The sequence below is a fragment of the Sinorhizobium americanum genome (assembly GCF_001651855.1).
GTDB classification, from domain to species: domain Bacteria; phylum Pseudomonadota; class Alphaproteobacteria; order Rhizobiales; family Rhizobiaceae; genus Sinorhizobium; species Sinorhizobium americanum.
On record NZ_LNQC01000045.1, the window covers coordinates 188744 to 211552 of the forward strand.

13 protein-coding genes are annotated in these 22809 nt (G+C 64.2%); 7 read left to right on the forward strand and 6 right to left on the reverse strand.

All coding sequences use genetic code 11. The features are described from left to right. Positions 1–18 precede the first annotated feature (18 nt). Complete coding sequence (locus tag ATC00_RS09365; protein ID WP_064252598.1) at positions 19–792, reverse strand: ABC transporter ATP-binding protein; 774 nt, start codon at positions 790–792, stop codon at positions 19–21. Positions 793–1060: 268 nt separating this feature from the next. Here ATC00_RS09365 and ATC00_RS09370 point away from each other — a divergent pair, with 268 nt between their 5' ends. The 7 genes from ATC00_RS09370 (at position 1061) to ATC00_RS09400 (ending at position 9776) form a co-directional block, all read left to right on the forward strand. Next, complete coding sequence (locus tag ATC00_RS09370) at positions 1061–1675, forward strand: TetR family transcriptional regulator C-terminal domain-containing protein (RefSeq protein ID WP_064252650.1); 615 nt, start codon at positions 1061–1063, stop codon at positions 1673–1675. An 18-nt stretch (positions 1676–1693) separates the two neighbouring features. Then, on the forward strand, positions 1694–2884 hold the full coding sequence (locus ATC00_RS09375) for a pyridoxal phosphate-dependent aminotransferase (protein WP_064252599.1): 1191 nt from the start codon (positions 1694–1696) through the stop codon (positions 2882–2884). After that, positions 2881–4491, forward strand: a complete 1611-nt coding sequence (locus ATC00_RS09380; RefSeq protein WP_064252600.1) for a 5-guanidino-2-oxopentanoate decarboxylase — start codon at positions 2881–2883, stop codon at positions 4489–4491. The genes ATC00_RS09375 and ATC00_RS09380 overlap by 4 nt, the downstream gene beginning before the upstream one ends. Before the next feature lie 157 nt (positions 4492–4648). Beyond that, positions 4649–5104: a hypothetical protein gene (locus ATC00_RS09385; RefSeq protein WP_052035347.1), complete on the forward strand. Its 456-nt coding sequence runs from the start codon at positions 4649–4651 to the stop codon at positions 5102–5104. 153 nt (positions 5105–5257) lie between these two features. Next, a complete protein-coding gene (gene secD / locus ATC00_RS09390) occupies positions 5258–7792 on the forward strand; it encodes a protein translocase subunit SecD (protein ID WP_064252601.1) in 2535 nt (844 codons plus the stop codon). A gap of 501 nt (positions 7793–8293) precedes the next feature. Continuing rightward, positions 8294–8500 (forward strand): hypothetical protein, encoded by a 207-nt coding sequence (locus tag ATC00_RS09395; RefSeq protein ID WP_037378429.1) that lies wholly within the window; start codon positions 8294–8296, stop codon positions 8498–8500. A gap of 265 nt (positions 8501–8765) precedes the next feature. Then, a complete protein-coding gene (locus tag ATC00_RS09400; protein WP_064252602.1) occupies positions 8766–9776 on the forward strand; it encodes a KpsF/GutQ family sugar-phosphate isomerase in 1011 nt (336 codons plus the stop codon). Here ATC00_RS09400 and ATC00_RS09405 read toward each other — a convergent pair. The 5 genes from ATC00_RS09405 to ATC00_RS09425 form a co-directional block, all read right to left on the reverse strand. Beyond that, on the reverse strand, positions 9746–11074 hold the full coding sequence (locus ATC00_RS09405) for a capsule biosynthesis protein (protein ID WP_064252603.1): 1329 nt from the start codon (positions 11072–11074) through the stop codon (positions 9746–9748). The genes ATC00_RS09400 and ATC00_RS09405 overlap by 31 nt on opposite strands. 23 nt (positions 11075–11097) lie before the next feature. Then, complete coding sequence (locus tag ATC00_RS09410) at positions 11098–12693, reverse strand: LTA synthase family protein (protein WP_037378433.1); 1596 nt, start codon at positions 12691–12693, stop codon at positions 11098–11100. A 99-nt stretch (positions 12694–12792) separates the two neighbouring features. Continuing rightward, on the reverse strand, positions 12793–13596 hold the full coding sequence (locus ATC00_RS09415; protein WP_037378434.1) for an SDR family oxidoreductase: 804 nt from the start codon (positions 13594–13596) through the stop codon (positions 12793–12795). A gap of 43 nt (positions 13597–13639) precedes the next feature. Continuing rightward, complete coding sequence (locus ATC00_RS09420; RefSeq protein WP_064252604.1) at positions 13640–15055, reverse strand: aminotransferase class I/II-fold pyridoxal phosphate-dependent enzyme; 1416 nt, start codon at positions 15053–15055, stop codon at positions 13640–13642. After that, positions 15052–22551 carry a type I polyketide synthase gene (locus ATC00_RS09425; protein ID WP_064252605.1) on the reverse strand — a complete coding sequence of 2500 codons (7500 nt, stop codon included), beginning with the start codon at positions 22549–22551 and terminating at the stop codon, positions 15052–15054. Before ATC00_RS09425 ends, ATC00_RS09420 begins: the two co-directional genes overlap by 4 nt. Between the last annotated feature and the right edge of the window lie 258 nt (positions 22552–22809).

Below are 22809 nucleotides of genomic sequence, written 5' to 3' on the forward strand. Positions count from 1 at the left end.
TGTTGAGCATTGCTGAATTCAATGAATCGAACTGATGAACTTCTTCAGCCTTTCGGATTTCGGCGCGCCGAAGATCGCCTCGGGCGGCCCCTGTTCCTCGATGATGCCGTTGTGCAGGAAGACGATATGGTTGGCGACGTCGCGGGCGAACTTCATCTCGTGGGTGACGAGGATCATCGTCCGCTTCTCGCGCGCAAGATCGCCGATCACGGCGAGGACTTCGCCGACGAGCTCTGGGTCGAGCGCCGAAGTCGGTTCGTCGAAGAGCATGACCAGCGGCTGGATCGCCAAGGCGCGGGCGATCGCGGCGCGCTGCTGCTGGCCGCCGGAGAGAAAGGCCGGATAGGCATCGCGCTTCTCGAAAAGCCCGACGCGGTTGAGCAGCCTCTCCGCCGTCTCCACGGCCTCGGCCCTGGATTTCCCCAGCACGTGGACCGGAGCCTCGATGACGTTTTCGAGGATCGTCATGTGCTGCCAGAGATTGAAGCTCTGGAAGACCATGCCGAGTTGGGTGCGGATGCGCTGCACCTGCTTGCGGTCGGCGGGAACCAATCCGCCTTTGCCGTCCGGTTTCATGCGGATTTCTTCGCCATGGACCGAGACCCGTCCGGCCGAGGGCAATTCCAGCATGTTGATGCAGCGCAGAAAGGTCGATTTCCCGGAGCCGCTGCCGCCGATGACGGCAATCACGTCGCCTTGCCGGGCGTTGAGCGACACACCCTTCAGCACTTCCAATGGCCCGAAACGTTTGTGGAGGTCGGTGACCTCGATTGCCTGGGCCGCATCCGTCATCGACAGACGTCTCCCGTCCCTCGCAGAGCTTCTCGTGAAGGCATGAAAACAGTCCCCCTGGTCGTCTTTTCGTGCAGCATCTTCGGCTTGTCACGCTGTTTCATGATAGGCATCGTTGCACTTGTGCCACTATTATTCAAGTGTATAATAACTTCGCCGCTGATTTTTGGCGCGCCCTCATTCATATACGACATCCCCGCAGGAGCCGCGCAATGAGCCTAACCGTCTGGCAGACACCGACGATCGGGCAGAGCGAATGGGGGCGGCCGTGAACCGCCGCAGCTTTCACCGCGCTCCGGAAGGCGAACGCCGCCAGGAACTGATCGAGGCGACGCTCGACTGCATAGCGGAATTCGGGCTCAAGGGCGCGACGGTCCGGCAGATCGCGGTCCGCGCCGGCGTGACCGCCGGGCTTGTCCGTCACTATTTCGACTCGAAGGATCAGATGGTGGCGGAGGCCTATCGCGCCGTCATCGCCTCCCTCACCGAAAAGGCGAAAAATGTCGAGGGCGATCCGACGACGCGGCTCAAGGACTTCATTGCCATCAACCTGACCGAACCGGTCGCCGACAGCCGCAGCGTCTCGCTCTGGGCCGCCTTCATCAGCCAGGTGCGCGTCGATCCGGTGCTCGCCGAAATCCATCGCGAGGGTTATCTCGCCTTTCGCAACGCGCTCCAGGATCTGTTGAGCGTTTTCCTCGCGGCGAAGGGCAGGCCCGCTGGTCCGGAGGAATGCCGCCGCTACGCGATTGCGATAAATGGCCTCGTCGACGGGCTGTGGGTGGAAGGCTGTCTTGCCGGCGATCTTTTCCGCGATGGCGAACTGGTCGGCATAGCCATGGCCTCCGTCGAGGCGTTGCTCGGCCTGCCGATAGAACAATAACAGACGGGAGAAATCACCATGCGTTACGCGTCGATCACCTCGCGCCTGGCGGATCTCGGCTCCGGCAAATGGTCGCTGCACATCCGCGCGCGGCAGCTGAAGGCGAGCGGCGCTGATCTCATCGAGCTCACCATCGGCGAGCCGGACCTGCCGCCGGACCGCGCCCTTCTCGACGAGTGCCAGCGCGCCATGAATGCCGGGCGCTACCGCTATTCGAATGGCCGTGGCGAGCCCGCCATCGTCGCCGCGCTTGCGGAAAAATACCGTCGCCGCCGTGCCGATGTGACTGCGGCGAACATTCTCTGTTTTCCCGGCACCCAGACGGCCCTCTTCGCCGTCATGCTGGGTCTGACCGAGGCCGGCGACGGCGTGCTCGTCGGCGATCCGCTCTATGCCACCTACGAAGGCGTCATCCGTGCGACCGGCGCCCATCCAGTCCTGGTGCCGCTAAAGCCGGAGCACGGTTTTCACATGCGGGCGGAAGACCTGGAGCGGGCGGTCACGCCCGCCTGCCGCGTCCTGCTTCTGAACACGCCGCACAACCCGACCGGAGCAGTGCTGACGGCGGCGGAGATCGCGGCCATCGGCGAGGTGGCGCGCCGCCATGATCTCTGGATCGTCTGCGATGAGGTCTATGAGGAACTGGTCTTCGACGCCGTCTTCGCGTCGCCCTTCGACAATCCGGATCTCGCCGAACGCACCGTGGTTGTCTCGTCCATTTCGAAGTCGCATGCCGCCCCCGGCTTCCGCAGCGGCTGGGCGATCGGGCCGGCGGAATTCACCGAACGCCTGCTGCCGGTTTCGGAAACGATGCTTTTCGGCCAGCAGCCCTTCATTGCCGACATGACCGCCTATGCGCTGACGCATGAGATCGACACGGCGCGGCAGATGCGCGAGGCTTACAGGGGGCGCGCCGGCCGGATAGCGATGGCTCTCGCCCGGACGCCGGGCGTCTCGGTTCTGCCGCCGGAGGCCGGCATGTTCGCGCTGATCGACGTCGCCGGAACGGGTCTCTCGGGCGAAGCCTTCGCGTGGGCGCTGCTCGAGGAAGAAGGCGTGGCAGTGATGCCGGGCTCCTCGTTCGGTGAGCAGGCGCAGGATTTCGTCCGGGTGAGCCTGACCGTACCGGATGCGCCGCTCGACGAGGCGTGCCGGCGCATCGCCGCTCTCGCCGAACGCTGCACGGATCGAAGGGAGCGCCGCGCATGAGCGCCGAGATGAAAACCGTTGGCGAGGTGCTCGTCGATCTGCTCGAGGCGAACGGGGTCGAGGTCGTGTTCGGCATTCCCGGCGTTCACACGGTCGAACTCTATCGTGGGCTTTCGGCGTCGAAGATCCGCCATGTGACGCCGCGCCACGAGCAGGGTGCCGGCTTCATGGCCGACGGCTATGCGCGCGTCAGCGGCAAGCCGGGCGTGGCGCTGGTCATCACCGGGCCGGGGCTGACCAATACGATCACGGCGATGGCGCAGGCGCGGCAGGATTCGATCCCGATGCTGGTCATTTCCGGCGTCAACCGGCGCGACTCGCTGGGGCATGGCCGCGGTCTGCTGCACGAGCTTCCCGATCAGCAGGGCATGATGAAGACCCTGGCGCTTTATTCCCACACGCTGATCAATCCAACCGACCTGCCGCTGGTCGTCGACCGTGCCTTCGCGGTGCTGCTTTCCGGCCGGCCCGGGCCGGTGCATATCGAGATCCCGACCGATGTGATGGCCGAGCGGATTGAAAGCCGGGGGACAAAACCGGCGGCGGCGACCCGCCCGCGCTCCGACAGCGAAACCCTGCAGAGGGCGGCGATCCTCTGTGCCGAAGCCGCGCGCCCGGTCATCCTCTGCGGCGGCGGCGCCCTGACGGCGGAGGCGGAAGTGCGTGCGCTCGCCGAGCAGATCGGCGCGCCGGTGGTCACCACGGTGAACGCCCGCGGCATGCTGGCCAGTCATCCGCTGCGCGTGCCGGCAAGCCCAAGCCTCAAGGCCGTTCGCGCCCTGCTGCGCGAGGCCGATCTGGTGCTGGCGCTCGGCACCGAGATGGGGCAGACCGACTACGACCTCTACGGCGACGGCGGTTTTCCCGTCCTCGGCAACCTGATCCGCACCGATATCGACGCCGCGCAGCTGGCGCGGGGGCCGCAGGCGGCGCTGTCGATCCTTTCCGGCGCAAGGGCGGCAACGGCGGGCATTCTGGGCTTCCTGCCCGGCCATACCGCGGCGAAGGACGGCGCATCGCGGGCCGACGCGGCGCGCAAGGCCCTGAAGGAACTGACCCCGAAGATGCGAGCCGAGATCGGTGTCATCGAGCTGATCTACAAGGCCCTTCCGGACTGCACGATCGTTGGCGATTCGACCCAGGCCGTCTATGCTGGCAATCTCTATTGCGACGCACCGCGGCAGCGCGCCTGGTTCAATTCCGCCACCGGTTACGGTTCGCTCGGCTATGCCCCACCGGCGGCGGTCGGCGCGGCGATTGCCGACCGCGCGAGGCCGGTCGTCTGCCTTGTCGGCGACGGCGGTTTCCAGTTTTCGCTAGCCGAGATCGGCTCGGCGTTTGACGCCGGAGCGAGAGTGATCTTCCTCGTCTGGAACAATGATGGCTATCGGGAGATCGAGTCCCACATGGTCGAAGCCGGGGTCATGCCGGAAGGCGTGAAGCCTTCGGCGCCGGACTTCCTGCTGACCGCCAAGGCTTATGGTGTCCCGGCCGAGCGGTTGACGGATATTAAGGACTTGCCGCGCGCGCTCGCGGAGGCCGCTTTGCAGCCGGGGCCGTCGCTGATCGAGATCCATCAGGACAAGACCGCCGGCGTCGGCGGCTGACCGGTGTCAGGCGAGCGCAGATTTGACTTTTGCGCCCCGGAATGGTGTTAAGGGCGCCTGCTCGAATCCGGCCATGTTCTTCAACTAGGCTTACGGGATCGGGCTGAATTATATCTGCGGGCGCTAAAGGCGCCGAGAGAAAGGGACTGCGTCCTCGATGGACCGCTTGGGTGGTGGCAGCAGAAACATGCAGGCCGGCCGGCTTCTTGCCGTGCTGTGGCTGTTCTGCGCTTCCTTTGCCATGCAGGTCATCGCCGTCGGGCAGGGCGTTTCCGGTCGTCTGGGTGCGCAGAGCGGCAGTGTCTCGGCGCCCGACAGCGGAGCGCCCGATCGCCCCGCCGCCCGTCAGGTCTCGCGCGCCGTCGCCTTGCCGGAATTGCGCATCGTCGGCGAGCGACCCGATGGCAAGCTGACGCTCGGCGGCGATCCGGCCGCGGTCCTTGCGGCCGAAGCGGCGATCTTGCCGACCTATGAAGACATTCGGCTCCTCGTTTTCCCGCGCAGGGAAGGCGCAGCCGGCGCCCGCCACGCAAGCGAGCGCATCCGCGGACCGCCCGCGGCCTACAGCGCCGCGCGTCTTATCAGACGCGCAAGGGTCGCTGTAGCAATTTGAATTGCTGCATGTCTTTGTCCTTAAATCGAGGTCGATTTAAGGAGACATGCAGTAGAATTGCGATTGAGAATTCGGCGGAGGTCCACTCCGGCTCGATGAAACCCAGCCCGATGAGTGCCACAAGGCGCGTCCGGGCGTTTTTGGAATTTCCACATGCGTACATCCAGATGGGCGGTTCTCGCCTATGTCGCGATCATTATCTTCGGATGCCTCGCGGCGGTGCCGAGCGTGCTGACGCCGGCCATGCGGGAGCAATTCGCTTCCGTGCTTCCCTTCAAGCCGGTCACCCTCGGCCTCGACCTCAGGGGGGGATCGCACCTCGTGCTCGAGGTCGACGGGGCGGGGCTGCAGAAGGCGCGCCTCAACTCGCTTCTCGACGACACCCGCCGCGTTCTGCGCGGCGAACGCGTCTCGGCTTCTTCGGCGCGCATCAGCGGCAATAGCGTGACGGTAAACGTCACGGATCCGGCTGACCGCGAAAAGGTGCTGCCGAAGCTGCAGGAACTCGCGGCACCCGTCGGCACCGTTGGCTTCGGCGGCTCCGCGCCCGAGCTCGACGTGACGGCAAATGGCGACGTGATCACACTTGACATGACCGAGGCAGGCCTTGCCGACCGTATGACCAAGGCGGTCGAGCAGAGCCTTGAAATCATCCGCAACCGCGTCGACCAGGTCGGCGTCGCCGAGCCGCTGATCCAGCGCATCGGCTCGAACCGCATTCTCGTGCAGCTGCCGGGCCTCCAGGACCCGACGCGGCTGCGCGAGCTGCTCGGCTCGACCGCGCAGATGAGCTTCCACATGCTCGACCAGACCGTCGATATCACGCAGCCGGCTCCGCGCGGCGTCGATATCCTGCCGGGCGCCGATGACGGCAACAAGTATCCGGTCGAAAGCCGTATCGCCATTTCCGGCGAACGCCTCGAAGATGCGAAGGTCGGCTTCGACCAGCGCACCAACCAGCCGGTCGTGGACTTCGCCTTCGACTCGCTCGGCGCCCGTCAGTTCGCCGACATCACCCGCGAAAATGTCGGCCGTCCCTTTGCCATCGTCCTCGACGGCAAGGTCCTGACGGCGCCGGTCATCAACGAACCGATCCTCGGCGGCCGTGGCCAGATCAGCGGCAACTTCACGGTGGAGGAGGCAACGGTCCTCTCGGCACTGCTTCGCTCCGGCGCCCTGCCAGCACCGCTCACTATCATCGAGGAGCGCTCGGTCGGGCCTAACCTCGGCAGCGATTCGATCCGCATGGGTCTCTATACGGGCCTTGCCGGGTTCGGCCTCGTCGTCACCCTCATGATTGTCCTTTACGGTGCCTGGGGCATGATCGCCAATGCCGGCCTGGTGCTGCACACCATCATGACAATCGGCGTTCTCGGCCTGATCGGCTCGACGCTGACCCTGCCGGGCATTGCCGGTATTATCCTCGGCATCGGCATGGCGGTCGACGCCAACATCCTCATCAACGCCCGCATCCGCGAAGAGACGGAAGCAGGCGCCGGTGCGATGAAGGCGCTCGACGTCGGCTTCAACAAGGCCTATGCGACCATCCTCGATTCCAACGTCACCACGCTTGCCGGTACGGTTCTCCTGTTCTGGCTCGGCAGTGGTCCGGTCCGCGGCTTCGCGGTCACCATGATGCTCGGCATCATCATCTCGATGTTCACGTCGGTCACCGTCGTGCGCCTGCTGATGCGCGAGGTTGTCGTGCGCCGCAAGATGAAGAAGCTGGAGATCCCGTCGCTCTTCGGACGGGTGCCGCATTTGCCGACCTTCTCCTTCATGAAGCGCCGCTACCAGGCGATCGGCTTCTCGGCCTTCCTGTCGATCAGTTCGGTCATCCTGTTCTTCACGCCGGGCCTCAACTACGGCATCGACTTCATCGGCGGCATTCAGGTCGAGGCGGTTTCAAAGGATAAGATCGACCTGCCGACGCTGCGCCACGGCCTCGAAGAGCTCAATCTCGGCGAGGTGGCGCTGCAGGACTTCGGCGGCGGCCAATCGGTGCTCATCCGCGTCCAGCGCCAGCCCGGTGGCGAACAGGAGCAGACGGCAGCCCTGAACAAGATCAAGGATGCGGTAACCAAAGCGATTCCGGATTCGACGATGGAGCGGACCGAGGTCGTCGGTCCGACGGTCAGCGGCGAGCTGGCGCGTTCGGGCTTCCTCGCCGTCGGTCTCGCCATGGTGGCGATCCTGCTCTACATCTGGTTCCGCTTCGAATGGCACTTCGCCGTCGGCGCGATCGCCGTGTTGCTGCTCGATATCACCAAGACCGTCGGCTTCTTCGCGCTGATGGGGATCGACTTCAATCTGACGGCGATTGCAGCCCTGCTGACGATGATCGGCTACTCGGTCAACGACAAGGTGGTGGTCTACGACCGCATGCGCGAGAACCTGCGCAAGTACAAGTCGATGCCGTTCTCCGATCTCATCGACATGAGCATCAACCAGGTGATCGCGCGATGCATCTTCACCTCGATGGCGACGGCGCTTTCGCTGGTGCCGATGGCGATCTGGGGCGGCGAAGCGGTGCGCAGCTTCGCCTGGCCGATGATCTTCGGGGTGATCGTCGCGACGACCTCGTCGATCTATATCGGCGGTCCGATCCTGCTGTTCCTCAGCCGTTGGTGGAAGGACCGCGAGGCGAGCCGCTCCGGTGCGCAGCAGCCCGGTGCGCCGGCGGCCTGACGCCGCCGCGCCTGTTGCCGAAAAGTCAGGGGCAGCCTCGAGGGGCTGCCCCTTTTTTGTCCGAAAGTGCTGCCTTTATCCGAATCGTCACTTGCAGGCCGATTCGGCGCTCCCTAGATAGGAAGTGCTCCTGCAGGGGAGCACGGGATTGTCTACGAGGCAGTCAGAAACGCATGGAGAAGAAATATTTTTCGTCTCATCGTTTTTGTAGTTGACTAAATTGGTAGATTATTCTAGTTTGCAGACCGTGACGCGGAAGGAGTCCGCCTCACATTGTTCATGAAACGCCGCGGCGCTCTGTGCCGCGCCCAGCCAAAGGAGAGTGACATGTCCAGAACCGTCTCGACCGCCGCCCCCTGCGGCTCTCGTTCCCTTTGTCGTGCAACAGTGAAAGGCCTCATTCGTACGCTTTGCCGAATGTGACCTGTCGAACTTACCGAATTCACCTATTGCCGAGAAATGAAAATATCCGCGCCCGATGCGTGGAGGAGCGTTATTCGCATGAACAAGCAAGTTATCGAATACGGCGGAGAAGCCGTTGGCGTCGTCGTCCCGGATCAGGACCGGTTCAAGTTCCTGGCCGTCAAGTATCATGTCTGGGATCTCGACGCGAAGCGTTTCGGCTCTGCCGATGAGGCGCGTGCGGCCATAGGGCACCTGCTTGCCGGCCGGAATGCGGCCAAACCCCAGATCGGCGCGGCGGCGTGATTCTGCGCCGCTGCCCCAAGCCTTAAGAGAGAAACGTAAGCAGTTTGTTACGGACGGTCCCGCGGAGGCGCGTTTCCTGCCGCCGAACGCGCCTGTGGAAAATCCAGTCCACCGAGGTGAGTGCTGCGAAAAGTGGACGATTTGGGCGATACACGGCGGAGTGAGGCTTGGTTTGCGAGAGGAAAGGGCTTATTTGGCTCTATATTCCGAGCGAGGCCGCGAGAGGCGAACTCGCCGTCATATCGTTTCTGGACCGGGTTTGATTATGGGCTTGCGAAATGTGAAGGCCGAAGGGCATTCCCCTAGTGCCATTCTGGACTCGATCGGCCGGACACTGACGACGGCGACGAACGGCATCAAGGCGCTCGCCGAGCACCTAGCGGCGGACGCAAACTTTGCGCAAAGCCTCGTCAGTGCCGTCGAGTTGATTGGTGACGGGCATGGCCGGGTCGTCGTTTCCGGCGTCGGCAAGAGCGGGCATATCGGCCGCAAGATTGCCGCGACCTTGGCCTCGACCGGCACCTCCGCCTATTTCGTCCACCCGACCGAGGCAAGCCACGGCGATCTCGGCATGGTCACCTCCGATGACGTGCTGATCCTGTTGTCCTGGTCGGGCGAGACGGCGGAACTCGCCAACATGCTCACCTATGCCAAGCGCTTCAGGGTGCCGATCGTCTCGATCTCGTCGAACCGCGACAGCATCCTGGCCCGCAATTCCGAGATTGCCCTGGTGCTTCCAAGGGTGCCGGAAGCCTGCCCGCACGGCCTCGCACCGACGACATCGGCCATGCTGCAACTCGCCGTCGGCGATGCGCTGGCGATCGCGCTTCTGGAGCGGCGCGGCTTTTCCGCCGAGGACTTCAAGACCTTCCATCCGGGCGGAAAGCTCGGCGCGCAATTGCGGCTGGTGCACGAGCTTGCGCATCAAGCCGAACAGATGCCGCTGCTAGCCATCGGCCGGCCGATGAGCGAGGCCGTCATTGAAATGTCGTCAAAGGGCTTCGGCGTCGTCGGCATCGTCGACGGAGCCGGCGTGCTCGTCGGCGTCATCACCGATGGCGACTTGCGCCGGCACATGGGCGGCGACCTGCTCGGCCAGCCGGTCGAAGACGTCATGTCGCATCATCCGAAGGTGGTCCAGGCAGACCTGTTGGCGAGCGCCGCCATGGAATTCATGCAGGAGCACAAGGTCACCGTGCTGTTCCTCGTCGACGAGGCGGGGATGCCCGAAGGCATCCTGCACATTCACGACCTCTTGCGCGCCGGCGTTGCCTGACCCGAAGCGGCCGCCTTCTTTTCCGGCTTTTGCCGGGGCGGCGGATCGACAAAGGCGCCGGGTTCGTTGACGGTGTTGTGGTGCAGTCGCTCGGCAATGGCTTGAGCCCCGGCATCGGTTCCGGCGGCGGAATAGAAGTTGCCGCGAACCTGGATCGAGGCCGCCATCAGCCGGAACATTGCCGTGCTCAGCTCCGAATCCGGCGGCCGCGGCGCTTTCCAGAACGTATCTAGCGGCTGCTGGTCCGTGAGCCCCCCGATATCGAAAACGGCTTTGCCGAGGATTTTCACCGGTTTGCCCTGCTTCAAGGCATGCAATCCGGCGGTCGAGTTGACCGTCACCATGCCAGTGCACTTTTCCGCCAGCAGATCCAGATTGCCGCCATCAAGATAGATGACGCGCTCGGCCACCCCGAGGGCCGCCGCTTGATGGGCAATGATCCGGCGCCAGGGGATAAGGCTGTTGTCGAGCGGGTGCAACTTGACGGCGAGCTTGCTGGTCGCCGGCGCATGGCGCGCGAAGGAGGCCAAAATATCCGCGATCGCCTCCTTCTGGCTGTTGAAGGGAGAGTGCGCCCGCAGTTGGAAATCGGTCTCGAGTTGCAGCGGGTAGACGAAATAGGGCGCGCCTGCAGCCGTGAGCGAGGCGACCAGCGCGTCTGCGGCTCTTTGCTGGCGCTTGCTTGCAGCCAGACGTCTCACCCAGCCGGCATATTCGGCCAGCGGATGAAAGATCGCGTGCCGGCGATAACCCGGAAAAAGAAACCAGAAGAAGACATTCGGCAGATTGTAGAGAAGGTCATAGGCCGCCTCGGCCAGGAAGGCCTGTGTGTGCCGCCGCCGCCAGTCCGGCTCCGGCAATCCGGCCGCCGCTTGCAGGATCTGCCGCGGATCGACGGGGAAATGCGAATTGGACGACATGCCGCCTCGCTCGAGCGTAAGCCAGTCGGGCCTGAGATACCCCATCTCGACGACGAAGACCTCGATCCCGAGCCGGCGAGCGGCGGCGATCGCCACCCGGTGGTAGGGGCGCTCCTCGCCGAGGAGGACGAGATCGCTGACGGAATGGCGGCGGAGGAACAGCTCCACATAAGCGCCCCAATCGGTGAGCGAGCCGCGATAGTTGTGCGCCCCGCCGCGCCGCCAGAAGATCTGGTCGCCCGCGTTGAGATTGATGCGCAGGCATGTGTGGCCGAAGGCCTCGAGCCGCGCGGCGATCTTGGCAAAGATCGGCGAAGACGGGCCCTGCAGGAACAGGAATGTCCGCCGTGGCTGCTGGATCGTGGTGCCTGCCGTCATGCTCGAATTCCCCGCAGCCGCCGCTATTGCAGCGCGTCCCTGTGCAGGTTGGCGTGCTTGAGCAGGGCACGCAGAAGGTTCCACGGGTCCTCGTCCTTCGGAGCTTTGGGCCGGTGATTTGCCGGGCGCGCTTTGGCAAGCGGGACGATGAAATAGTCCGTGCGCGGGTCGGGAAAGGGATCGGCAAAGGACTTCAGGAGGGGCGCATGATCACCGTAGAAGACGAGCCATACCGGGCGGTCCAGCCTGTCGAGACCGTCGACCAGCTTCCTCAGCGCGGCATCCGATTGCTGCAGGATCGCCAGGTAGATGTCGACCGGGTTGGTGAGCGTTTCGACGCGGCCGGGTTCCCAAGGCCCGTGATTGGCCATTGAGGCAACGAAGAAGAGCCCGCTTTCGTCGTCGGGGAGTTTCCGCATCTCCTCCAGAACTCTCGCCGCCAGCGCGGCATCGGAGACATATAGTCCGTCTTGCGCAGGGTCATGATCGAAGGCGTCGAGCATGGTCAGTGTCTCGAAGCCGAGCACCGGCATGGCCTTGTGGCGCAGGAAGAAAGTCCGGTCATAGGGATGAATGAAATGCGTGCGCCAGCCGGCGCGCTTCAGCTTTCCCGGCCAGACGACATCGGCATAATGGGCGGCGCGAAGATAGGGATAGCTCGCATCGACATGGATATCGTCCGGCTCGAGGCCGCTCAACACCGCGAATTCGGTGCGCAGCGTGTAGCCGCCCTCGAAAACATTGCTCAACCGGCCCCATTGCACTGCCTGCTGGCGCAGCCTGTCGACCGCCGGCAGCTTGATCGTGTCGACGCCGAAATGCCGCATGTCGATGAAAGATTCCGATTGCCAGACGACGATCAGCGGCGCCTCCTCATGGCCGATCAACTCATGAACGGCGGCGCGCAGGCGTTCTGAAAGTTCGGCGACGATCTTCTCGCGCTTGACCCCCAGCCAGACGATGAAGTGGAAGACCACCGAGCCGAAGGTGCCGAAGCGCACCGTGCTCATCTTGACGTTGACCTTCTTGCCCACGAGCCGCTGCACGAGAGCGGCCGTCGGGCGGTTGACGGGGCCGTAGAACAGCAGGAGCCAGGGTCCGGCGGCGACCGCGATCATCACCAGGATCCAGAAGGGCTTGTCGCGAGCCGGCAGGATGCTCGGCTCGAAATACATGTAGAGACCAGAGACCCCGAAGACGTAGAGGAACGCGACGATCCAGAACAGGATGTTCAGCGAGGTCGCATAGAAAATGCTCTTGTATTTGAAGACGTCGGCGACGAGCGCGATGTCGGAGAAGACCAGCGGCTCGCGGATGAACTTGAACTTCGCGCGGGAAATGCCGGTGAAGATGATGAAGAAGCTCATTACCCCGGCCGCCGCGTAGAGCGGTCGCCAGGAGATGGCGAAAAAGCCGGCGAAGACGAGGGCTATCACCGGCAGTCTGGCGAGCGCATCGATGATATCCTGGTTGCGACCATGCGGAGACGCGTTCTTCCGACGCTCGCGTGCCGGCAAGGCAAAGCGGTCGGTGAAGAAGATCACCCCGCAGGACAGCAGGCAACAGCCAAGCGTCAACGCTGCCGGATAATCGTGCAATTCAAAGGGAAGTAGCGCCAATCCGTTACCTTCGAGCCTTTCCGCGCCTCGCCAGCAGGTCTCCGCCCGACACTTAAATGCTAACCACTGCAGGCACAAGCGCGGCAGAGAGCTCCACGGTCACCGTCCACGACTGCGCGCGATCGCCCGGTCGAACCACCAGTCGATCAGCGGCCGAACGGCGGGGCCGAAGCGCCCGAGGAGGAAAAGCGTGAGGCCGAAATAGATCTCGAACCGCTTTTTTGCGACGCCATTGCCGATCTTCCTGGCAACGGCCTCCGCGCTCCAGGGACGGACGACACCCATCACCACGCTTGCCTCCGGCGGGCGCTCCGCGATCTCCCGCTCGAATTGGGGCGTTTCCGTATCCGGTGGAAAGCCCACCGATATGTCGACGCCATGGCAGCGGCCCTCGCTGCGCAACGCCTCGGCAAAACCGCGCAGCGCGAACTTCGACGCGCAATAGGCGGTGTAGCCGTAGATGCCGATAAGCCCGGAACCCGACGAAATCATCACGATGTGACCACGGCGGCGCCGCGCCATGTCCGGGTAGACGGCACGTACCGCGTTGACGGTGCCGGAAAAATTCGTGTCCATCTGACGGCGGAACGCGTCGCTCGACGCGTCCAGGAACGGCGCCGGTTCGACAATGCCTGCGGAGGTCACGAGAATGTCGCAGGGGCCGAGCGCCTCGACGCAGTGGCCGATCGCCGCGCCGATTTCGGCCTCGTTCGCGACATCGGCCGTTTCGATGTGAATGTCGGCGGCCTGGGCGCCGTGTTTGGCAACGAGCTTCTGCGCCGCGAGTTCCAGGAGATCGCGCGAGCGCGCAATGAGCGACAGCCGCGCTCCCCGGCCCGCATAGAGGGCCGCGAGTGCCAGGCCAATGCCGCTGGAGCCGCCGGTTATGATCACATGGGTCATGCAGCAACCTGCCTGCCGCCGCGGCTCGACGCGGCCACGATGTCTAGCGCGCCGAGAGCGCCTTCAGCATCTGATCGATATCGACGCCGCCGAGGCCGAAATTCCGTTGGATCAGATCCGTCAGCCGCTCGGCCGTCAGGGCGACGGTGCGGCGGATCTGCTCCTCCGTATGCTCGCTGGTGATGAAGAAGCGCAGCCGCGCCATGCCCTCCGGAACGGCGGGATGGATAATCGGCAGCACGTTGACGCCGGCGGCGAGCAGATCGTTCGAAAGCTGTACCGCCCTGAGCGAATCGCCGACGATCACCGGCACGACCGAGTAACCGCCACTGAGGCCCGTGTCGAGACCGGCCTCCTTGGCGAGTTTCAGGAACAGGGCGCCGTTGCGCCTCAGCGCTGCGGTGCGCTCCGGCTCCCCTTCGAGCACGTCGAGGCTCGCCACCGCCGATGCTCCGAGAACGGGCGCGAGGCCGACGCTGTAGACGAAGCCGCCGGCCGACGCCTTGAGCACGGCCGCCAGTGCCGCACTGCCGGCGATATAGCCGCCGCAGCTCGACGTGGTCTTCGACAGGGTTCCCATCCAGATGTCGACCTCGTGCGGATCGACCCCGAAATGTTCGGCCAGGCCCTTGCCCCGCCGACCCAGGACGCCAAGCGAATGGGCCTCGTCCACCATCAGCCAGAAGCCGAATTCCGCCTTGAGCTTCAGAAGTGCAGGCAGGTTGGCGACATCGCCGTCCATCGAATAGATGCCTTCGACAATCACCATGATGTGGCGATAGTCGCCGGAAACCGTGCGCAGCACATGTTCGAGGTCGGCAGTATCATTGTGCTTGAACAGGCGGCGTGCGGCGCCTGAAAGCTTGATGCCGGCAAGGGCGCTGTTATGGATGAACTCGTCGTGGATCACGAGGTCCTGCGGCCCCAGCAGGCAGCCTATGGCAGCCACGTTGGTGAGATAGCCGCTGACGAAACAGACGGCCGCCTCGACGCCGTAGAAGCGTGCGATCCGCTCCTCGAGCTCGACATGCACCGGTCTTTCGCCTGCCACGAGCCTGCTCGCCGAGGCGGAAATCCCGAAGGTTTCGATCGTCTCGCGCGCCCTGTCGAGCACATGGGCATGTCTGTTCAGCCCGAGATAGTCATAGGACGCGAAGTTGATGAGCTTGCGGCCGTCGATCACCGTCGTCGCGCCGGCGGCGGTCTGATGAGCCCGATAGAACGGATTAGCGATGCCGAGTTGCTCGCTCGCGAACTTCTGCGCTTGCACCTGCTTGAATTCCGGCAGGTCCTCGAAGCGCGCCTGCTGGCGGCGCGGGGCAGGCGGCAACTCCCGTTCCGAGCGCGCCATGCGGTTGCGCTCGGAGGATTGATGGGTGTTCCTCATCCTGTCCAGCAGGTTCTCCCTAAGGCTGCTGTTCATCTTGGAGAAGATCTGGCCGTTTCCGTCCTTGCTCATTGGCTCAGTGCTTTTTCCTTGACTGCTCCGATATGGCGTTGCGTCAGTTCGGTGACGAGCTTGTCGTCGGCCGGTTCGGCATCGTCGCTCTGATCGCGCTTGCTGACCTTTTCGTAGAGCTTGCGCGCAACGTCGCCGACGGTCGTGGTGTCGGCGACGCCGCTGAGCGGCATGTCGAAGCCGGTATTCTGCTGGAAGCTTAGGCCGAGCTCGACCGCCATCAGGCTGTCGAGGCCGATCTCCTTCAGGATCTTGCCGCGCGTCACCGTATCCTTGGCGACGCGCAGAATGGCGGCGATCTCGCCTGCCACCAGATCGAACAGGATATCCTCGGCCTCCTGCGCCGACTTGCCCTCGATCATCGCCACCAGGTCCATCTTGGTGCCCTCGGTGCCGGAGGCATGCTGGTCGGCGCTGCGCAGGATGACCTCGAAGAGCGCGTTCTTGGCAACCGGCAAGTTGCGCGCCGCCGCCCAGTCGATCTCGGAGATCATCACGACGGCGGCACCGACGCTGCCCGGATCGGCGGCGATATGGCTCTCCACCATATCGAGCGCCATCTGCGCCTTGAGCGCCGTCTTGCCGATGCGCTTGGAAAGCAGATCGTTCACATCGGCGTTCTGCGTCAGGTAACCGGCATCGGCGATGGCGCCGAAGCCGACGGCCAGCGCGGCCAGCCCCTCGGCGCGCCGCGCGCGGGCGAGGCCCTCGAGATAGCCATTGGCGGCAACATAGTTCGCCTGGCCCGGATTGCCGACGAGTGTGGTTGCGGAGGAGAACAGGATGAAATTGTCGAGCTTATCCTTCCGCGTCAGCCGGTCGAGGATCGTCGCGCCCTTTGCCTTCACCTCGATGACCGGTCGGTTGCGCTCTCGGCTCAAGTTGCTGATCAACGCGTCGTCGAGCACCATTGCCGCGTGCACGATCGAGCGCAGCGGCGCCTGTGCCCGAAGGGTCGCGAGGAGCGCTTCGACGGCAGCGGCGTCGGTCACGTCGCAGGCGTGAAGCGATGCCGTCACGCCGGCCTTCTTCCAGCGCTCGACCATCGCGCTCGTGGCGGCATCCGCCTGGCCCCGGCGTGAACAGAGGGCGATGTGGCGGGCCCCCTTCTCGACGAGCCAGTTGGCGGCGACAAGGCCGAAGCCGCCGATGCCGCCGATGAGAAGATGCATGCCATCCGGATCGACCTTCATGCCGCGACGCGGCTTGGCGGCAATCTCGTGCTTGCCGGCGACCGGCGGCAGCACGACGATCTTGCCGATGTGGCCCGCGTTCTGCATGAGCCGGAAGCCATTGCCGATCTCGTCGAAATCGAAGGCGCGATAGGGAAGCGGCGTCAACCGGCCCTCGTCGAACAGCGCACCGATCTCCATGAAGATGCGCTTGGTCAGCTCCGGCTGGTTGACGAGGAGCTGGTCGGCGTCAATGCCAAAATAGCTGACATTGCGGCGGAACGGCCTAAGACCGATCTTGCTGTCGGCGTAATAGTCGCGCTTGCCGAGTTCCAGGAACCGCCCGAACGGTTTGACGAGGGCGAGGCTCTGCTCCATCGCCTCGGCGAAGAGCGAGTTGAGGACGAGGTCCACGCCTTCGCCGCCGGTCACGGCGCGAACGTCATTGACGAAACCGAGCGTACGGGAATCGAAGACGTGGTCGGCCCCGAGCATCGCCAGGAACCGCCGCTTCTCGCGGGTTCCGGCCGTCGCGATGACCTTGGCGCCCTTCAGCTTGGCGACCTGGAGCGCGGCGAGACCGACCCCGCCGGCAGCGCCGTGAATGAGGATCGTCTCGCCCGCCCGGATCCGGCCGAGCTCGACCATGGCATAATAGGCGGTGAGGAAGGCGACGGGCAGGGTGGCGGCGGCCACCGGGCTGATCGTCTGCGGCAGCTTGGCGACGCCCGCCCGAGAGACGACGGCATGCGTCGAGAAGGCGGCAGAGGCGATCGCCATCACCGCATCGCCAACGGCGAGATCGTCGACGCCTTCGCCGACTTCGACCACATGGCCGGAAAGCTCCATGCCGATCGTTGCGCCGGCAAAGCCGTCTTCGAGCGCCTCTTCCGGCAGCAGGCCCATGGCCCACATGACATCGCGGAAGTTGAGCCCCGTGGCGGCGACGGAGACGACGATCTCACCCGGTCCGGCCTTCGGCACGTCGGTTTCTTCCCAGGCGATGCTGCCCACCTGGGAGCTGACGCGCTGGCGAATGGTCGCGGCCGGGAAAGCGCTTGTCTTGCCTTCGGTCTTGACTGCCGGACCGGCGACGGCCCGGATTTCCGAGATCAGACCCGTCGTACGATCAAGCAGCCATTCGCGGTTAGAACCTTCGATGGTGAGCAGCGGCAGCGCCGAGGCAAGCAACTTCTCGCGGGTCGCGCCGGAATGATCGGAGAGATCGAGCGAATGAACGTCGAGGAATTCATACTCGTTCTGCAACACGCGGACGAATGTCCACAGTCCCGAATTCACGCCCGAGCTTGCCGTCCCAGCCACCGGAGCGCCGCCCGGCGCCAACAGCACGAGGCGGGGACGCTCGGCGCCGGCGGACTCCGCGTTCGCAAAACGCTGCTTCAGCGCTTCAGCAAAGGCGCTGAGCGCCAGCACCTGCGTCTGCAGCAGGTCGGAGCCGGCGTCGCTGGCGGGATCTGCCGTTGCAGAGACGTAAACCGCGCGGACCGGCTTTTCGCCGAGCCTGTCGAGCGCTGCCCCGAGCGCGGCGACATCAGCAGCCATGTCACCCGACACGGCGACAGGAATGGCCTCGGCAGGAACAGAGCTTTTCCGTCCGTCCGTTTCGATCAGCAGATAGGGGCCAACGGCGGCTTCGCTTGCCATCGGCCGCGCCGTAGCTGTGCCGCGCGCCTCGATCAGGATCATATTGCCGTGCGGGCACTCGCGATCGCCGACGCTGACATCGTCAAGCTCGAGATCGGCCAGACATTTCTGCCAGTGCGACACCGCGGCGAGCCTGCCAATCGGGAACTCCGCCGTCTGGCTGCGCTCGAACCAGCCATCGGAAAGGCCGAGCGCAAAATCGCCGAAGATCGACGGAGCACTGACGGCCGCAACGAGCGCGCCGCTTTCCCGCAGCATCGAACGAAGCGCGGTGCGGACATCGGCTTCCTCTTCGATCAAGCGATAAAGGTTGTCCGAAGCGCTGACGGCGAGATCGAAGGGCCCTATCGCGGCGAATTCGCTCTTCTTCAGAATGCGCACATGGGCGTCTTCCTCGAACGCGATCTCGAGGTTGCGTTGCGCATTGTCCCGCGGCTCGACGACCGAGAGGGTCGTTTCATGCCGTGCCGCGAGATCGGCCAAGCGCCGCGTGAAGCCGGCGGAGACGCTGCCGAGCTCGACGATGCGCAGGCGCGCGCCGCCAAGCTGTGCAGCAAGGGCGCGCTCGACCATGCCGAGGAGCTGATCCATGCGCGAACGGCTCGCCACCGAGTGGACGGCCTGATGGTCGAGCGTCGCCTCGCTAATAAAGCCGGCATTGAAGACCGCCGTTTCACTGCCGGCCGTTCTCGCCAGCAACAGGTCGAGGCGGCTCAGTGCTTCCGCATAGGCATTGTTGATCAGCACCGCTTCGACGGCGCGGTCGGGACGCTCGCCATAGAGCTCGCCGAGGATCTCATCGACGGATGGCAGTGTAAACTCAGGCGCGATTTTCCAGCTGCCGTTCTGATGTTCGCAGAGCCCGGCATCCTCGAGCGCGTAGAGGCAGTTCGCCAAGAAACACTGGAAGGCGAAATCGCCCGGCAGGCCAGCGCCTTGGATCGTGCTCTTGCCGCGCGCCAGCTTGAGCGCGATTTCATGGCAGGCGCGGTAGATCGCCGCGTTGAAGAGCAGCGTCGCGTTGTCGATGCCGCTTTCGGCGGCCGATTCCGTCAGCTTCGCGGGCACCGCTCCTGTAAACTTCGTGCCGGGCACGATCACATCGGACAGAACTGCCTCGTAGTGGAAGGACAGGCCGTCTAGCGTCTTGTGCTTGCGCAGATAGGTTCGGCGGAAACGGCAATCGTCGAAATGCGCGATCGCTTCGCCGCTCGCATCGAAGAAGTGGAAGCGGGCCTTGATCGAATTGGCGCTGACACGGTCGATCTCGATCGTCGCACGGGCAATCGGCTTGCCTGCATTGACGACGCGCACCGAACCGAAGCGAACTGGGATATAGGGCGCGCCGCCTTTGTCGCCGGTGAAGCGGTCGAAGAGCGCCACTAGCCCGTGGAATGTAGCGTCGACGGAGATCGGATTGAGCGCGTAGGCGACGAGGGGATGCCCCGAACCAGCCGGAGGCTTCAGCTCGACATCGATCAGCCGGTCCCCATAGGCGATCGCCTTGGCGAGCAATTGGAAGCGTGGGCCGTAGTCGAGCCCGAAGTGCTTGGCCGTGTCATAGGCCTTTTCGGGCGTGACGGTGGCTGTCGTCGCCAGACCGGCGAAGGAGGGCCGCGTTCCGTTCGCAACGGCTATCGGCTTGCGGCTTCTCGCCACCGCATGCACCGTCCAATCATCCTCAGAGAGGCGCTCGCGTGAACGGATCTCGATGTCGCCGGTTTCCGGCGACAGGACGGTCGAGAGTTCCATCATCCGGCTGTCGCTGAGCTCGAGCGGCCGGACGATCTCGAGATTGGTGATCTCGACTTCGTCGCTGCCGTAATATTGCTGCGCGGCCGAGACCGCCACCTCGATGAAACCGCTACCCGGCAGGATTGCCTTGCCGTCGACGACATGTTCGGCGAGGTCCGGGAAAAGATGCCCATCGATATGGTTTTTCCAGCTGCCGCTGTTGGGGTCGCCGCGCCAGCCGGTCAGGCGGTAGGGCTTGCCGGAGCGACCGAAGAGGTCGGTCGCATCGGTGGTCGCCTGCGGGCGCAGTTCGACTGGTTCGAACGGCAGGCTCGGCAGCTCGATGAAGGCGTCGCGCTTGCCATGGACGCGCAAGCTGTCGACCGCCGCACCATGGGCGAGGGCCCGCGCCATTGATGCGGAGATCGGGTCCTGCCCCCTCTCGCCGGCATCGCGAAGCAAGGTCGGCACGACAGTTGCCGGAACCGCCGCCTGCTTGATCGTTTCCTTGACGTAGGAGGCGAGGATCGGCCGTGGAGAGATTTCGATGAACAGCCGGCAGCCGAGCGCCAGCGCCGCGTCGGTGGCCGCCTGGAAACGCACCGGCTCGCGGACATTCTTCCACCAATAGTCCGGATCGAGCTCGGTACCGTCGAGCGCGCTGCCGGTGACCGTCGACAGATAGGTCAGGTCCGTCCGGCGTGGGGCGATATCGGGAATATCGGCGAGGAACGCCTCTTTCGCCCGGTCGATGATCGGATGATGGAACGGGTAGTTGATGTCGAGGATCTGAACGGGGATCTTCGCTTTGCGGGCGGCGTCGCGGAAGGCGGTGACCTCCTGCGCCGGCCCGGAGATAGTCACCGAATTGTGCGCGTTCACGGCTGCGATGCAGACGTCGTTGAGGCCGCGCGCCTCGGCAAAGGCGGCGGCCGCCTCATCGCCGAGCATCACGGCCGCCATCGTGCCCTGGCCCGCCAGCAGATCCTGATGCAGCGAGCGCTTGGCGACGATCGATACGGCATCTACCAGCGACAGGGCGCCTGCCGCATAGGCAGCGGCAATCTCACCGACCGAGTGGCCGAACACGGCGACCGGCTTGACACCCATCGCCACAAGCGAGTCGGAAAGCGCCGCCTGGATCGCAAACAGCAGCGGCTGGGCGACTTTGGTGTCGGCAAGCTTCCTGTCGAGCTCCGGGCCGGTCAAGAGGTCCTTAAGATCGATATCCGAGTGGAACTTGAAGAGCGCGCTGACCGACGTGAAGGACTGTCGAAAATGCAGGTTTTCGCGGAAAGCCTCGACACCCATCCCGGCCCATTGCGAACCGTTGCCGGAGAAGACGAAGGCGACCTTGGCATCCTTGACCGGCGCCTCGCCGATTTCGCCGATATCGGAGCCGGGATTTTCCAGCTGGCTGGCGATCGCCCGGACGATATCCTCGGGATGGTCGCTGCGCGCCGCAAAGCGGTGGCGCATGTGGGTGCGGTTTGCGCCAGAGGCGGCGATGATGGCGCGCGTCTCTTCCTTGGAGGCACCTGCGAAGGCCGCCTTGTAATCCTTGAGCAGGTTTTCGAGGCTCGATTGCGTGTGGGCGCTGGCAAGAAACACATGGCCCGCCGATGCGGCCTGTGTCCTTTCCTGCGGGACCGGATCCGGATCGCTGATCACGACATGCGCATTGGCGCCGCCGAAGCCGAAGGAGTTGATGCCGGCGAGCCGGGTGCGCTTGCCCTTCAGGAGTTCGATCGGATTGGCCGTCACGCGGACGTTGAGGCCCTCGAAATCGATATTTTCGTTCGGCGTATCGAAATGCAGCGATGCCGGAAGGTAGTTGTGCTCGAGAGCGAGCACCGCCTTCAGCATGCCGAACAGGCCCGAGGCGGGCTCGGTGTGGCCGATATTCGACTTGATGGAGCCGATCGGCACCGGCGCGCGGCGCTTGGCGCCGATGACGGTGCCGATCGACCACACTTCCGCCGGATCGCCGACCTTGGTGCCGGTGCCATGGCCTTCGACGAAGGCCACCTGGTTGGCGTCGATGCCATTGCCGTCGTAGATGCTCTTCAGCAGATTGGCCTGCGCCTCGCGCGAAGGCAGCGAGATGCCGTTGGTGCGGCCGGCCGAATTGACGCCGGAGGCGACGATCCTTGCATAGCTCCTGTCTCTTTCACGGCGGGCCCGGTCGGAGCGCCGCAGCACGAAGACGACGCCGCCCTCGGCGCGGACATAGCCGGCGCCGTCATTGTCATAGGCGCGGCAGAGGCCTTCCGGCGACAGCATGCGCGCCTGGGCGAAGCCGACGAAGGGAAGCGGATGGGCGAGAATATTGACGCCGCCGACGATCGCCGTGTCGATCTCGCCGGCGTTCAGCGCCCGCATCGCCTGGTCGAGCGCGACGAGCGAGGAGGAACAGGCGGTATCGACCGTCATGCTCGGGCCGCTCAGCCCAAAGACATGCGAAATACGGTTGGAAACGATCGAGAGCGTGTTGCCGGTCATGAAATAGGGGCCGGCGGCCGCCGGGTCCTCGACCGTCAGGTTGGCATGATCGAGGCTCGATGCGCCGATATAGACTCCGACATTCTCGCCGTTGAGCGACGCGACCGAGATATTCGCGTCCTCGAGGGCGCGCCAGGCGAGCTGCAGCAACACCCGCTGCTGCGGGTCCATATACATGGCCTCGCGCTGCGACATGCCGAACACGGCCGGGTCGAAATCGTAAATCGTGTCGAGAACGCCGGCGGCGAAGGAATAGGTCTTGCCCTGCGTCCCCATGACCGGGTGCCAGAAGCGCGCCAAGTCCCAGCGGTCGCCCGGCACGCTGGAGACGGTGCACATGCCTTGACGGAGAATTTTGAAGAGCGCCTGCGGCGATTGCGCTCCAGGTGCCAGGCAGGCACGCCCTATGATTTCAACAGTCATGTATGATCGAACGCTCTGAGAACTGCCGTTAAATTGATCCAGCCAATCGCAACGTCAAACGAAAATTGCAACCGGCGATACATTCGCTGGGCGGTTTTCCCCTTTTTTGTACCCCCTGCTGCATTAGGGAGCTTTTAACTCATAGGGCCTAGCTTTCAACCCCAAAGGACTAGATAAACGGCCTGCAATCCCCGTCCAAGACAATTACGGCGACAAGTCGTAACCGTTTTCGAGGGCGGTATGGCCGGAAAGGCGCAG

Excerpts from the sequence above, each read along its gene's own strand:
- ATC00_RS09400 (WP_064252602.1), top strand. The coding sequence starts at position 8,766 with ATGGGCTTGCGAAATGTGAAGGCCGAAGGGCATTCCCCTAGTGCCATT.
- ATC00_RS09365 (WP_064252598.1), bottom strand. The coding sequence starts at position 792 with ATGACGGATGCGGCCCAGGCAATCGAGGTCACCGACCTCCACAAACGT.
- ATC00_RS09395 (WP_037378429.1), top strand. The coding sequence starts at position 8,294 with ATGAACAAGCAAGTTATCGAATACGGCGGAGAAGCCGTTGGCGTCGTC.
- ATC00_RS09380 (WP_064252600.1), top strand. The coding sequence starts at position 2,881 with ATGAGCGCCGAGATGAAAACCGTTGGCGAGGTGCTCGTCGATCTGCTC.
- secD (WP_064252601.1), top strand. The coding sequence starts at position 5,258 with ATGCGTACATCCAGATGGGCGGTTCTCGCCTATGTCGCGATCATTATC.
- ATC00_RS09385 (WP_052035347.1), top strand. The coding sequence starts at position 4,649 with ATGGACCGCTTGGGTGGTGGCAGCAGAAACATGCAGGCCGGCCGGCTT.
- ATC00_RS09405 (WP_064252603.1), bottom strand. The coding sequence starts at position 11,074 with ATGACGGCAGGCACCACGATCCAGCAGCCACGGCGGACATTCCTGTTC.
- ATC00_RS09375 (WP_064252599.1), top strand. The coding sequence starts at position 1,694 with ATGCGTTACGCGTCGATCACCTCGCGCCTGGCGGATCTCGGCTCCGGC.
- ATC00_RS09420 (WP_064252604.1), bottom strand. The coding sequence starts at position 15,055 with ATGAGCAAGGACGGAAACGGCCAGATCTTCTCCAAGATGAACAGCAGC.
- ATC00_RS09425 (WP_064252605.1), bottom strand. The coding sequence starts at position 22,551 with ATGACTGTTGAAATCATAGGGCGTGCCTGCCTGGCACCTGGAGCGCAA.
- ATC00_RS09415 (WP_037378434.1), bottom strand. The coding sequence starts at position 13,596 with ATGACCCATGTGATCATAACCGGCGGCTCCAGCGGCATTGGCCTGGCA.